Here is a 12,189-nt window from a genome sequence, read left to right on the forward strand (position 1 = left end):
AATCGAAACCAGTCAGTCAGGAGAGGGTTGCAAAAGCCTGCGCCGCGCGGGCCTGCGCGGCGGCAAGAAGAAGATCGGTGTCGATAGCCGTCATGAGCAGCGGCGCCGCGCCCAGGCGCACGAGCTCGGCGCTATAGGCCGCGTCGCTGATGCCGCCGATGGCCAGTGGCTTGCCGGCGGCGCGGCAGGCGGCCAGGGCCGATTCGTGCGCTGCGCGCACCGCCGGGTCACGGAAGTCGCCGGGCACGCCCAGCTCGGCACTCAGGTCATTGGTGCCGATGCCCACGATGCCCACGCCGGGCACGGCCGCGATCTCGGCGATGTTGCGGATGCCCAGCGGGCTCTCGACCAGCACCTTGACCAGCGTGGCCTGGTCGGCCGCGCGGTAAAGCGCGTCAGCAGGCATGCGGCGGTACTGCACCAGCGGCAGCGTGCCGATGGCAGAGCGATGGCCGTGGGGCGCAAAGCGGCAGGCGGCCGCAATGTCTGCCGCCTGCTCGGCGGTTTCCACCCGGGGCGCGATAATGCCCATGGCCCCGGCATCGAGCAGGCGCCCGATCACGCCGTACTCGCGCTCGGGCACGCGCACCAGCGGCATGATGCCGATATCCAGCGCGCAGGCGCAGATCTGCCCGGCCACATCGACGGGCATGGTGCTGTGCTCCAGGTCCACCCAGATCACTTCATGGCCACTGGCCTTGGCCAGGCGGGCGATCTCGGGCGTGCGCGCGCCGCGCACGCCAAAGGCGGCCACAGGGTGGCCCATGGTGAGCCGGTCGATCAGCCAGGGAGCGCCCGCAACAGGGGTCAGGGGGGGAAGGTGGTGGGCGGACATGGGTGCGGGTTCTCTCTGGCGTTCAGTTGATGACGATCTTCTTGGCCTTGATCAGGCGCTCCATCGACTGCGACTCGCGCGCGATGTTGGCCTGCATCTGTGCAGGCGTCAGGTTCAGCACCTCGTTACCGGTCTCATGCAGGGCGCTGACGATCTGCGGGTCCTTGGAGGCAGTCTCCAGCGCCTTGCGCATGCGCTCGATGACCGCAGGGGAGGTTCCTGTCGGCGCCCAGATGCCGATCCAGGTGAACAGCTCCAGCCCCGGGTACAGCTCGGACAGCGTGGGCACGTCAGGTTGGGTGGCGCTGCGCTTGTCGCCCGTGTAGGCCAGCGCGCGCAGCTTGCCCGAGCGGATGTTGGGTAGGGCCGACGAGGCCGGCTCCCAGCCCACGTCGAGCTGGCCGCTCATGAGGTCGGGCATGGCGCTTTGCTTGTAGGCGATCTGCACCATGTCGATGCCTGCCGCATCCTGCAGCAGCTCCATCCCCAGGTTGGCCGTGCTCGCCGGCCCGTAGGTGGCGTAGTTGAGGCTACCGGGCTTCTGCTTGGCAATGGACACCATCTCGCGCAGCGACTTGCCGGTGAACGACTGGCTGGCCACCACGAAGGAGCCCCCGCGGAACAGCGCCGCCACGGGCACCAGGTCCTTCTCGGGGTGGTAGGGCAGCTTGGCCATCAGGTGCGGCACCGTGGTGATGGGCAGGCTGGTGGAAAACAGGAAGGTCTGCCCGTTGGGCGCGGCCTTGGCCACCGCATCGGTGCCCAGCGTGCTGGAAGCGCCCGGGCGGTTCTCGACCACCACGGCGGCCGAGAGCAGCTTGGACAGGCGGTCGGCATACAGGCGCGCAAAGGCGTCGGACCCGACCCCCACCGGGGTGGGGGTGACCAGGCGCACCGGCCCATTGGGCCAGTCCGGCGTGGATTGGGCATGGGCCTGACCCGTGCAGGCCAGGGCGGCGGCGGCGGCGATGCCAAGAAGAGCGTTGCGCTTGTGCATGGTGTGAAGCTCCTGTGCCACGTCAGAAGCTGTGCGAGATGCCGAACTGCAGGCCCGAGGCATTGCCGCCCGGCGTCGCCTCGGGGGCCTCGCTGGTCATGAAGACTGCGCTGCCCCGGTTGGTGATGCGCGAATACGCCGTGTACAGCGCCGTGCGCTTGCTCAGCGCATGCACGTAGCCCACGGCGATCTGGCGCGCACCGTCGCCCGCCACCGCAGCGCCGCGCGCCTTGGCCTCGGCCACCGACAGGCGCACGGTACCCACGTCCCCCGTTGGCACCGTAGCGCCCAGCAGCCAGTTCGAGTGCTTGGTGCCCTGCGCGCGCTGGTCCAGCCAGTAGCCCATGAGCTTGACCATGCCGAAGTTGTACGAGCCGCCGATGTTGGCCACCTTGTTGGTCTGCCCCTTGGCCGGAGTTTCGCCGTAGGCCACGGCCACGTCCACCGGACCGGAGGCATAGCCCAGCCGGGCACCGGTGTACCGTGCGCCATCGGCTCCCTCGGCCGCCGCCACCATGGCCTGGCCATAGACGCCACCCAGGTTGCGCGGCAGCAGGTAACCGAGCGAGTTGGCCGAGCGCACGAAGGTGCGGGCCCCGCCGGTGCCGAAGGGCCAGCCCTCGATGATGTTGGCAGAGCCGCCGACGCCCACCGTGCCGAAGGGCGCGAACTGGGAAACATTCCAGAACGTGGGCGCATAGTCGCGACCCAGACGCACCTCACCCCAGGCGGTGCTGGACAGGCTCACGGTGGAGCGGCGGTGGAACAGGGCCGAGCCCTCGAGCGCGCCCGAGTCGGGCAGCAACTGGGCTTCGAGCCAGAAACTGGCGGCCAGGCCGCCGCCCAGGTCTTCCGTGCCGCGAAAGCCCAGGCGGCTGGGAATGAGGTTGCCGCCCGAGGACATGGAGGTCACCGAGGCGCCACCGGCCTTGGCGTGGGTCACATTGAGGTCGAGCGTTCCGAAGATGGTCACGCCGCTCTGGGCATGGGCTGCAGTGGCCAGCACGCAGGCCGCGATACCGGAGAGAAAAAGGAAGGCTGGGGTGGTGGAGGCCGCACGAACACGGCCCGTCCTCCGGAGGGATGGCTTTGGGGGGGTCAACTTTGTCTCCTGTTATAGGTGTCCGCATCGCATGGCGGCTACGGCAGGAGGAATGCTAAGTTTGGCGATCAATATCCGGAAATACTATTTTTAGATAGAAATCAATATCTATTTCGTATAAATTCCGGATTTCCCTTTGCCCACTGCAGGAGCCTCCCATGGAAATGCGCCATCTGCGCTACTTCGTGGCCGTTGCCGAAGAGTTGAACTTCACGCGTGCCGCCCTGCGCTTGCACATGGCCCAGCCCCCGCTGAGCACCCAGATCCGCGCGCTGGAGGAGGAGATCGGTGCCGAACTCTTCGTGCGCGACACGCGGCGCGTGTACCTGACCCAGGCTGGCAAGGAGCTGCTGGTGCGGGCCCGCGCCATCCTGGCCGCCGCCCAGGAGGCTACCGAGGCGGCGCGCAGCGCCTCGGCCGGCATCTTCGGGCGCATTGCGCTCGGTGTCACGGCCTCGGCCATGTTCACCGAGCGCCTGCCGCGCGCGCTGCGCGGCTTTGGCCAGAGCCACGGACATGTGGAGATCGACCTGCAGGAGATGGCCTCCGTAGCCCAGTTGGCGGCGCTGTACGAGCGCGAACTGGATGTGGGCATCCTGCGCAAACCCGACGCGCGCCCACCGGACGGCGTGCATCTGGAGCAGTGGTACCGCGCGCCCCTGGTGGCGGCCATTCCCCGAGGCCACGCGCTCACCCGGCAGGACACCGTCGGCATGGCCGACCTGCGCCACGAGGCCTTGATCACCTATCCGCGCGACGCCGGCATCGGCCTGTACTGGCCGGTGATGCAGCTGTGCGCCCAGGCCGGCTTTCGCCCCCGCGTGGTGCGCGAGGCGCGCGAGCCGGCGTTCATGATCGGCCTGGTCGCCGCCGGCCTGGGCATCGCCATCGTTCCGCAGGACACCCGCTGCATAGGCCTCGAAGGGGTGGACTACAAGCCGATCAAAGAGCAGGACGCGGCATCGACCCTTTACCTGGCCTACCGCACGGCAGAAACCGACCCGCACACGCTGGCCATGCTGGCCACCTTGCGCACCGTGGCCAGCGCGCCATGAATGAAAAGGCCCCCTGCCGACGGATCGGCAGGGGGCCTTACCTGACCAGGATGGGGATCAGCCCAGGGTTACCCGTGCGAACTTGCGCTTGCCGACCTGCACCACGTAGGTGCCCGCTTCGAGCTTGAGGCCCTTGTCGCTGACCACGCTGCCGTCCACGCGCACGCCGCCACCATCGATCAGGCGGCCCGCTTCGCTGCTGGAAGGGGCCAGATTGGCGGCCTTGAGCAGCGCGCCGATGCCCATGGGCGCGCCGGACAGGCTGAGTTCGGCAATTTCGTCGGGCACGCCGCCCTTGCTGCGGTTGTGGAAGTCCTGCTCGGCCGCCTCGGCCGCCGCTGCACTGTGAAAGCGCGTGGTGATCTCCTTGGCCAGCATGACCTTGGCGTCCTTGGGGTTGCGCCCGCCCGCCACCTCGGCCTTGAGCGCGGCGATCTGCGCCAGCGACTGGAAGGACAACAGGGTGAACCAGTCCCACATCAGCGTGTCGGAGATCGACAGCACCTTGGCGAACATGGTGTTGGGCTCTTCGGCAATGCCGATGTAGTTGTTTTTGGACTTGGACATCTTGTCCACGCCGTCCAGGCCCACCAGCAGCGGCATTGTGAGCACACACTGCGGCTCCTGGCCATATTCCTGCTGGAGATGGCGACCCATGAGCAGGTTGAACTTCTGGTCCGTGCCACCGAGCTCCAGGTCGCTCTTCAAGGCCACGGAGTCGTAGCCCTGCATCAGCGGGTACAGGAACTCATGCACCGAAATGGACTGGCCGGTAGTGAAGCGCTTGTGGAAGTCGTCGCGCTCCATCATGCGTGCCACCGTGTACTTGGCGGCCAGCTGGATCATGCCGCTGGCGCCCAGGGGCTCGCTCCACTCGCTGTTGTAGCGGATCTCGGTGCGTGCCGGGTCCAGCACCAGGCTGGCCTGGCGGTAGTAGGTCTCGGCGTTGGCCTTGATCTGCTCGGGTGTGAGCGGCGGGCGCGTGCTGTTGCGGCCCGAAGGGTCGCCGATCAGGCTGGTGAAATCTCCGATCAGGAAGATCACCTGGTGGCCCAGATCTTGCAATTGCCGCATCTTGTTGAGCACCACCGTGTGGCCGATATGGATGTCGGGCGCCGTGGGATCCAGGCCCAGCTTGATGCGCAAGGGTGTCCTCGTGGCCTCCGAGCGCACCAGCTTCTTGACCCATTCGTCCTGCGGCAGCAGTTCCTGCACGCCGCGCAGCGAGATTTCAAGCGCCCGTCCTACACCATCGGAAACCGGGTTCGTTGTAACAGCAGATTGATTCATAAGGGTTTTTTGGGATGTCTATACAGCGCGCACCGCTATACTCCAGCCCACATTGCAGAGGCGGATTCTAATGGGCCCGCTGTTTCGACCCGCCTTGTGCCCTGTCGAATCGCTGCAAACAGACAGTCTGTGCGCCTTGCCTTGCCCCGTATTCACACCGGGGAAGTGCCAGGAGATCACTCTCACACTGGGGATAGACCTTTGATTCACGGCTTGACCACCGCCAGCGCGGCTTTGCTAGACCGACTGTCCCATAGCATCCAACAACACCCCAAGCACATCACCGCCGCCGTTGCAGCATTGCTGCTCACGGGCGGCGGTGGCGCATTTGCCGTCGCATCGTTCGCACCCGACCCTGCGGACATGCCGGTGCGCATGGTGAGCTACCCGGTGGAATCGCTGGCCGAGAACCTGGTGCTGGGCGAGCTCGATGCGCCCGGCTTCTCGCTGTTCCGCTCCGAACAGGTGCGCAGCAGCGACACCCCCGAATCGCTGCTGCAACGCCTGGGCATCGCCGACCCGGCCGCCGCCGCCTTCCTGCGCGGCGACAACACGGTGCGCCAGAACATGCTGGGCCGCACCGGCCGCGTCGTGTCGGCCGAAACCACCGACGACCACCGCCTGGTGCGCCTGACGGCCCGCTGGGTGCCCGACGACAGCGGCAACTTCCGCCGCCTGATCGTGGAGCGCGCGGGCGAGAAATTCAGCTCGCGTGTCGAGACCGCCAAGCTGACGACGAGCAGCCGCCTGGCCGGCGGCGTGATCAACAGCTCGCTGTTCGCCGCGACCGACGCCTCCAACATCCCCGACGCCGTAGCGGTGCAGATGGCCGAGCTGTTCTCGGGCAACATCGACTTTCGCCGTTCGCTGCGCAAGGGCGACCGCTTCTCGGTGGTCTATGAAACCCTGGAAGCCGACGGCGAGCCACTGAGCAGCGGCCGCGTGCTGAGCGCCGAGTTCGTCAACAACAGCAAGACCCACCAGGCCATCTGGTTCCAGGAATCGGGTGCCTCCAAAGGCGCCTACTACACGCTGGACGGTGAAAGCATGCGCCGCGCCTACCTGACCTCCCCCGTGGAGTTCTCGCGCGTGACCAGCGGCTTCAAGATGCGCATGCACCCCATCCTGAAAACCTGGCGCGCCCACCTGGGCACTGATTTCGCAGCCCCCACGGGCACGCCCGTGCGCACCGTGGGTGACGGCGTGGTGGAGTTCTCCGGCGTACAGAACGGTTTCGGCAACGTGGTCTTCGTCAAGCACCGCAACCAGCATGTCACCGTCTATGCCCACCTGAGCCGCATCGACGTGCGCCAGGGCCAGTCGGTGGAGCAGGGCCAGACCCTGGGCGCCGTGGGTTCCACGGGCTGGGCCACCGGCCCGCACCTGCACTTCGAATTCCGCGTGAACGGCCAGCACCAGGATCCACAGACCATCGTGGCAGCGAGCGAAGCCGCCGCACCGGTGTCGGCCGCTGGCCGTCCGGCCTTTGAGCGCCTGGCTTCCAACATGCGCATCCAGCTGTCGGCTGCCGCGTTGATCGAACAAGCCAGCGCGGACTGACCTGCGACGCTGACAAGCCACCGGGCCATGTCCGAGCTGTACATCGGCCTGATGTCGGGCACCTCGCTCGACGGCATCGACGGGGTGCTGGCGGATTTCTCCGACTCCCGCATGGTGGTCATCCACCATGCCAGCGCGCCTTTCGACCCCGGCCTGCGGGCCGAATTGCTCGCCCTCAACACCTCTGGCAGCGATGAGCTGCACCGTGCCGCCCTGGCGGGCAACGGGCTGGCCCGCGCCTATGCGGGCGTAGTGAAGACACTGCTGGAGCGCAGCGGGCTGTCACCCGGCGCGATCCGCGCCATCGGAGCCCATGGCCAGACCGTGCGCCACCGCCCGCAGGAGTTCGACGGCACGGGCTACACCCTGCAGTTGAACAACCCCTCCCTGCTCGCCGAGCGCACGGGGATTGCCGTGGTGGCCGACTTTCGCAGCCGCGACCTGGCAGCCGGGGGCCAGGGCGCACCACTGGTACCAGCCTTTCACCAGGGCGTGTTTGGCCGGCCGGGCGAGACCATGCTGGTGCTCAACATCGGCGGCATCTCCAACCTGAGCGTGCTGGGTGCGGATGGCCGGGTGCTGGGCTTCGACTGCGGCCCCGGCAACGCGCTGATGGATTACTGGTGCCAGTTGCACACCGGGCAGGCATTTGACGCCGGTGGTGCCTGGGCCGCCAGCGGCCAGGTGCTGCCCGATCTGCTGGCCCTGCTGCGGCAGGAAGCCTTCCTGCACAAAGCGCCACCCAAAAGCACGGGGCGCGACCTTTTCAACCCCGACTGGCTCGCCAACCGCCTGGATGCCTTTCGCAGCGCCGCCCCGCAGGACGTGCAGGCCACGCTCACGGAGTTCACAGCGCTGGCCTGCGCCGAAGATGCCCGGCGCCATGGCGCGGCCGCCGCAACCCTGGCGGTCTGTGGCGGCGGCGCGCTCAATGACCACCTGATGGCCCGGCTGCAGGCCGCCTGCCCTGCCCTGCAGGTCGTCGCCACCGATGCGCTGGGCCTACCCGCGCTGCAAGTGGAAGCCGCTGCCTTTGCCTGGCTGGCGCGCCAGGCGGTGAGTGGTCAGCCGGGCAACCTGCCCAGCGTCACCGGCGCCGCAGGGGGCCGCGTGCTGGGCGCCATCTACCCGGCCTGAGCGCTGGTGGGTCAGCCATGGTCTGCCGCGTCGGCCGTGGTCGCAGCCTTGCTGCTGGCCCGATCCTCTGGCGACAATTGCCAGAAGATGCCGGCCGAAGCCACCGTGATCAACCCCATGCAGGCAAACGTCGCCTGAAAAGCCCAGAGCGTGTGGCCCGCAGCAGAGGGCTGGAAAAAGGCCGTGAAGGCTGCCAGCACCGCTCCCGCCGCTGCCACGCCCATGCCCATGGCCACCATCTGCACCATGGACAACAGGCTGTTGCCGCTGCTCGCATTGGCATGGTCCAGGTCCTTGAGGGTCACCGTGTTCATGGCCGTGAACTGCAGGGAGTTCACCGCACCAAACGCGGCCAGCTGCAGCACGTGCACCCACAGCGGCTGGGTGGGCGTGGCCAGCCCGAAGCTGGCCATGGTCACCCCCACGAGCAGGGTATTGCCCACCAGCACCTGCCGGTAGCCAAAGCGGGTGATCAGCGGCGTGGTGAAGCGCTTCATCGACATGCCGGCAATCGCCACCGGCAGCATCATCATGCCGGCCTGCATGGGTGAGTAGCCCATGGTGACCTGCAGCAGCAGCGGGATCAGGAAGGGCATGCAGGAACTGCCCAGGCGAGAGAACAGATTGCCCAGCAGGCCGATGCGCAGGGTGTCGACCGAAAACAGCTGCGGCGAGAACAGGGGATCGGCCCGCCGCGCCGCATGCAGCCAGTAGGCCACCAGGCTGGCCAGGCCAAAGACCATCAGCACCAGCACGCTGGCCTGGCGCAGGCCCATGCTGGCCAGGCCATCCAGCGCCAAGGAAAGCGACACCATGCCGAAAGCCAGCATCAGGTAGCCCGCCAGGTCGAACCGGGGCACGAAGGTCACGGGCTCGCCCGGCATGAAGCGCAGCGTGGCGATGCACCCCACCAGCCCCACGGGTACGTTGATCAGGAAGATCCAGTGCCACGACGCGGCCTCCACCAGCCAGCCGCCCAGCGTGGGGCCGATCAGCGGACCGATCAGGCCCGGAACAGCCACGAAGCTCATGGCCTGCAGGAACTGCTCGCGCGGGAAGGTGCGCAGCACCACCAGCCGCCCCACGGGCATCAGCAGCGCCCCGCCCAGGCCTTGCACCACGCGCGCCGCCACCAGTTGGGCGAGGCTCTGGGCCAGCGCGCAGCACACCGAGCCCAGCACGAACAGCACGATGGCCGAGAGGAAGACGCGGCGCGAACCGAAGCGGTCGGCCAGCCATCCCGAGGCCGGGATCAGCATGGCCATGGCCAGCGAGTAGGCAACCACCACCGACTGCATCTGCAGCGGGCTTTCGCCCAGGCTGCGCGCCATGGCCGGCAACGCGGTGTTGACGATGGTGGCGTCCAGCGTCTGCATGAAGAAGCCGATGGCCACCAGCCAAAGGAGGACTTTGCGGGATTGTTCTTGCTGCATGCAGTGCCAGACTAAGAGGGAATCAGGAGCCCCAAATGAAAAGCCGCCCGAAGGCGGCTTGCTGCGAAGTGCGGTGCCGTGGGCACGGCCCCGCGTCCTCAGGCAGAGAAGCTGGAGCCGCAGCCGCAGGTGGTCGTGGCGTTGGGGTTCTTGATCACGAACTGGGCACCCTGCAAGTCTTCCTTGTAGTCGATCTCGGCACCCACCAGGTACTGGTAGCTCATGGCGTCGATCAGCAGCGACACGCCATTCTTGGTCATGGTGGTGTCGTCTTCGTTCGTGATTTCGTCGAAGGTGAAGCCGTACTGGAAGCCCGAGCAGCCGCCACCCTGCACGAAGACGCGCAGCTTGAGGTCTGGATTGCCTTCTTCCGCGATCAGGTCCGCCACCTTTGCTGCTGCACTGTCGGTGAACAGGATGGGGGTAGGCATTTCGGTCTGGATGTTTTCGGCAACTGCGCTCATGGGGAAACTCCGATTTTCAGGTTTGGAACCAATACTACTGCAAAGCAGTCGGGGATTCAGGGGTCGCCGGCTTTGACGACAACTGCAGTGGGGGCTTTTCATCGGCCACCGCGGCCAGAGGGCACATCTGGCCGGTGATCATGGCGCCCTGGTGCATCTCCAGCGCCTTGTAGTGCACGTTGCCGGTGATGCGTGCCTTGGGCTGCAGCTCCAGCAGCTCGGCAGCATGCACCGGCCCGGTCACCGAGCCGTTGACGATCACATGGTCGGCATGCACCGCGCCCTCGACCCGGGCCGACTCTGAAATCACCAGAATGCTGGGCTGCTCGGTGCCCGAGCGGATGTCGCCCACCACCTCGCCATCGATGCGCATGCCCTCACCGAACAGCACATTGCCGTCGATGCGGGTGCCGTGGGCCACCAGGCTCTTGATCGGGGGCTGCTTTTTTCGGGAAAACATGGGCAAAACTCCTGGGTCAGGGACGACGACCCGCACGCGCCAAAGGCGCCGGCAGGCGGTCCATCCGCATCAAAAAGAAAGGCAAGGCCCTGGCATCCTGTGCCCACGCAGCGACAACGCGGCGGCGGCTGGCGGCGGCTATTCGGCCGCCAGGGCCATGGTCTGGGAGGTGCGCACAGTGCTGCCATCCAGCACCCGCGCGGTCACGGTTTTTACCACGGCATCGGGCGGCAGCGTCAACATGCCCTCCAGTCGCCGGTACTGGCGCAGTTGCAGGGCCGCGCTCTGGGGGAAGGTCTGGGTCCAGGGCTTGCCATCCTGCGTGCCGGCCAGCACCAGTTCCAGCTTGCCGTTGAACTCGGGGGCGTTGCGGGCGGCCTGGATCACCAGCACCTGCCAGCGCAACTGCATGCCGCCCACGATTTCGGCATGCAGGCCGCGGATGGCCACGCCTTCGGCGCCGCCAGCAGGAATGAGGCGCTCGAAAAAGCCCAGGTCCTCGCGCAGCGTGCGGTTCTCGGCCTCGAGTTGCCGCACCTGCGTCATCAGGGTCTGCAAGGTGGCCCGGTCGGCCGTAAGGATGCTCTCGGCCGTCTGCGAGACGGCATGCTGGCGCTGGGTCTCTTCCACCAGCCGCGCCACCTCGCCGCGCAGCCGCACCAATTCCTCTCGGGCGCCGGATTCGAGCCCGGCGATGGACTTGCCGAACTCGAAGGCCCACAGCGCCACAGCGGCGCACAGCCCGAAGACCACTGCCAGCAACAGCCAGCGCACGGGCCAGGGCATGGCGCTGCGAATGGCCACCCGAGGGGCGCTGATGGTCAGCCGGCGGCGAAGAAGGCGAAAACGCATGGGAGGCGGAAACAGGTGCTCGAAAACGAAGAGCGCACCTTAAACGAAAAAACCGCCCGAAGGCGGTTTTTTTGCAGGGCAGTCCAGGCTTAACGCTTGGAGAACTGCTTGGCGCGGCGTGCGGAGTGCAGACCGACCTTCTTGCGTTCCACTTCGCGGGCATCGCGCGTCACGAAGCCGGCCTGGCTCAGTGCGGGCTTGAGCGTCGCGTCGTAGTCGATCAGGGCGCGGGTGATGCCGTGGCGGGCAGCGCCGGCCTGGCCGGACTCACCACCACCGTGCACATTGATCTGGATGTCGAAGGTTTCGACATGGTTGGTCAGTGCGAGCGGCTGCTTGGCGATCATGATCGAGGTTTCGCGGCCGAAATAGGACTGGATGTCCTTGCCGTTCACCGTGATCTTGCCAGTGCCTTTTTTCAGAAACACGCGGGCGACGCTGGACTTGCGACGGCCGGTGCCATTGTTCCATTCACCAATCATCTCAAGGCTCCTTAGATTTCCAGAGCCTTGGGCTGCTGGGCGGTGTGGGGATGCTCTGCACCGCCATACACCTTGAGTTTCTTGATCATTGCGTAGCCAAGGGGACCCTTGGGCAGCATGCCCTTGACAGCCTTTTCCAGCGCACGGCCAGGGTGCTTGGCTTGCATGTCGCGGAAGTTCGTGGCCGTGATACCGCCGGGGTAACCCGAGTGGCGGTAGTACACCTTGTCCAGGGACTTGGTGCCGGTGACCTTGAGCTGGGCGGCGTTGATGATGACGATGAAGTCACCGGTGTCGACGTGAGGCGTGTAAATGGCCTTGTGTTTGCCGCGCAAACGGAGAGCAACTTCGCTGGCTACTCGTCCGAGGACCTTGTCGGTCGCGTCAATCACAAACCACTCGTGCACGACCTCAGCGGGCTTGGCGCTGAAAGTAGTAGTCATGAGTTTTCTCTTCAAAAGAGGGTTTGGCGGGTCCTTTTCCACGGTCGGTGCTTCTCTGAAGGAAGCCTCTTAGGTGGCA

At 66.5% G+C, this 12,189-nt stretch carries 13 protein-coding genes; 3 read left to right on the plus strand and 10 right to left on the minus strand.

Features of this window, described 5'->3' with window-relative positions; genetic code table 11:
• Window positions 1-16 precede the first annotated feature (16 nt).
• From ACSQ3Y_RS30105 to ACSQ3Y_RS30115, 3 genes are read right to left on the minus strand one after another with little or no spacing between them, the layout of a single operon-like run.
• Entirely contained in the window at window positions 17-835 is an 819-nt protein-coding gene (locus tag ACSQ3Y_RS30105) for an HpcH/HpaI aldolase family protein (protein ID WP_436179828.1), read from the minus strand.
• Between the two features lie 22 nt (window positions 836-857).
• Window positions 858-1,832 (minus strand): Bug family tripartite tricarboxylate transporter substrate binding protein, encoded by a 975-nt coding sequence (locus ACSQ3Y_RS30110; RefSeq protein ID WP_436179829.1) that lies wholly within the window; start codon window positions 1,830-1,832, stop codon window positions 858-860.
• Window positions 1,833-1,854: 22 nt separating this feature from the next.
• The gene (locus ACSQ3Y_RS30115; protein ID WP_436179830.1) at window positions 1,855-2,838 is read right to left on the minus strand and encodes a porin; all 984 of its coding nucleotides are present in this window, start codon (window positions 2,836-2,838) and stop codon (window positions 1,855-1,857) included.
• 254 nt (window positions 2,839-3,092) lie between these two features.
• On the opposite strand from ACSQ3Y_RS30115, the gene ACSQ3Y_RS30120 reads away from it, so the two are divergent.
• Window positions 3,093-3,989, plus strand: a complete 897-nt coding sequence (locus ACSQ3Y_RS30120; protein ID WP_057269127.1) for a LysR substrate-binding domain-containing protein — start codon at window positions 3,093-3,095, stop codon at window positions 3,987-3,989.
• A 57-nt stretch (window positions 3,990-4,046) separates the two neighbouring features.
• Here the strand turns inward: ACSQ3Y_RS30120 and tyrS are convergent, their stop codons facing one another.
• Window positions 4,047-5,279, minus strand: a complete 1,233-nt coding sequence (gene tyrS / locus ACSQ3Y_RS30125) for a tyrosine--tRNA ligase (RefSeq protein WP_436179831.1) — start codon at window positions 5,277-5,279, stop codon at window positions 4,047-4,049.
• 201 nt (window positions 5,280-5,480) lie between these two features.
• Here tyrS and ACSQ3Y_RS30130 point away from each other — a divergent pair, with 201 nt between their 5' ends.
• Both ACSQ3Y_RS30130 and ACSQ3Y_RS30135 read left to right on the plus strand, forming a co-directional pair.
• Window positions 5,481-6,839 carry a peptidoglycan DD-metalloendopeptidase family protein gene (locus tag ACSQ3Y_RS30130; RefSeq protein ID WP_436179832.1) on the plus strand — a complete coding sequence of 453 codons (1,359 nt, stop codon included), beginning with the start codon at window positions 5,481-5,483 and terminating at the stop codon, window positions 6,837-6,839.
• Window positions 6,840-6,866: 27 nt separating this feature from the next.
• Complete coding sequence (locus tag ACSQ3Y_RS30135) at window positions 6,867-7,976, plus strand: anhydro-N-acetylmuramic acid kinase (RefSeq protein WP_436179833.1); 1,110 nt, start codon at window positions 6,867-6,869, stop codon at window positions 7,974-7,976.
• 11 nt (window positions 7,977-7,987) lie between these two features.
• Here the strand turns inward: ACSQ3Y_RS30135 and mdtD are convergent, their stop codons facing one another.
• The 6 genes from mdtD to rplM all read right to left on the minus strand — a co-directional run bounded on the left by mdtD (window position 7,988) and on the right by rplM (window position 12,110).
• The gene (mdtD, locus tag ACSQ3Y_RS30140) at window positions 7,988-9,409 is read right to left on the minus strand and encodes a multidrug transporter subunit MdtD (protein ID WP_436179834.1); all 1,422 of its coding nucleotides are present in this window, start codon (window positions 9,407-9,409) and stop codon (window positions 7,988-7,990) included.
• Between the two features lie 98 nt (window positions 9,410-9,507).
• Window positions 9,508-9,873, minus strand: coding sequence for an iron-sulfur cluster insertion protein ErpA (gene erpA, locus ACSQ3Y_RS30145; RefSeq protein WP_305742368.1), 366 nt, complete (start codon window positions 9,871-9,873; stop codon window positions 9,508-9,510).
• A gap of 34 nt (window positions 9,874-9,907) precedes the next feature.
• A complete protein-coding gene (locus ACSQ3Y_RS30150) occupies window positions 9,908-10,333 on the minus strand; it encodes a bactofilin family protein (protein ID WP_179683366.1) in 426 nt (141 codons plus the stop codon).
• Between the two features lie 138 nt (window positions 10,334-10,471).
• The gene (locus tag ACSQ3Y_RS30155) at window positions 10,472-11,185 is read right to left on the minus strand and encodes a DUF6776 family protein (RefSeq protein WP_436179835.1); all 714 of its coding nucleotides are present in this window, start codon (window positions 11,183-11,185) and stop codon (window positions 10,472-10,474) included.
• Window positions 11,186-11,274: 89 nt separating this feature from the next.
• A complete protein-coding gene (rpsI, locus tag ACSQ3Y_RS30160; protein ID WP_007856955.1) occupies window positions 11,275-11,667 on the minus strand; it encodes a 30S ribosomal protein S9 in 393 nt (130 codons plus the stop codon).
• Window positions 11,668-11,678: 11 nt separating this feature from the next.
• Window positions 11,679-12,110, minus strand: a complete 432-nt coding sequence (gene rplM, locus ACSQ3Y_RS30165) for a 50S ribosomal protein L13 (RefSeq protein ID WP_056414298.1) — start codon at window positions 12,108-12,110, stop codon at window positions 11,679-11,681.
• Window positions 12,111-12,189: the final 79 nt, after the last annotated feature.

Origin of the sequence: Acidovorax sp. LjRoot66 (genome assembly GCF_964253305.1) — a bacterium.
Lineage (GTDB): Bacteria > Pseudomonadota > Gammaproteobacteria > Burkholderiales > Burkholderiaceae_C > Acidovorax.

What these genes read in the sequence shown, in the direction of transcription:
- ACSQ3Y_RS30105 (WP_436179828.1), bottom strand. Translation starts at nt 835, where the DNA reads ATGTCCGCCCACCACCTTCCCCCCCTGACCCCTGTTGCGGGCGCTCCC.
- ACSQ3Y_RS30110 (WP_436179829.1), bottom strand. Translation starts at nt 1,832, where the DNA reads ATGCACAAGCGCAACGCTCTTCTTGGCATCGCCGCCGCCGCCGCCCTG.
- ACSQ3Y_RS30120 (WP_057269127.1), top strand. Translation starts at nt 3,093, where the DNA reads ATGGAAATGCGCCATCTGCGCTACTTCGTGGCCGTTGCCGAAGAGTTG.
- tyrS (WP_436179831.1), bottom strand. Translation starts at nt 5,279, where the DNA reads ATGAATCAATCTGCTGTTACAACGAACCCGGTTTCCGATGGTGTAGGA.
- ACSQ3Y_RS30135 (WP_436179833.1), top strand. Translation starts at nt 6,867, where the DNA reads ATGTCCGAGCTGTACATCGGCCTGATGTCGGGCACCTCGCTCGACGGC.
- mdtD (WP_436179834.1), bottom strand. Translation starts at nt 9,409, where the DNA reads ATGCAGCAAGAACAATCCCGCAAAGTCCTCCTTTGGCTGGTGGCCATC.
- erpA (WP_305742368.1), bottom strand. Translation starts at nt 9,873, where the DNA reads ATGAGCGCAGTTGCCGAAAACATCCAGACCGAAATGCCTACCCCCATC.
- ACSQ3Y_RS30150 (WP_179683366.1), bottom strand. Translation starts at nt 10,333, where the DNA reads ATGTTTTCCCGAAAAAAGCAGCCCCCGATCAAGAGCCTGGTGGCCCAC.
- ACSQ3Y_RS30155 (WP_436179835.1), bottom strand. Translation starts at nt 11,185, where the DNA reads ATGCGTTTTCGCCTTCTTCGCCGCCGGCTGACCATCAGCGCCCCTCGG.
- rpsI (WP_007856955.1), bottom strand. Translation starts at nt 11,667, where the DNA reads ATGATTGGTGAATGGAACAATGGCACCGGCCGTCGCAAGTCCAGCGTC.
- rplM (WP_056414298.1), bottom strand. Translation starts at nt 12,110, where the DNA reads ATGACTACTACTTTCAGCGCCAAGCCCGCTGAGGTCGTGCACGAGTGG.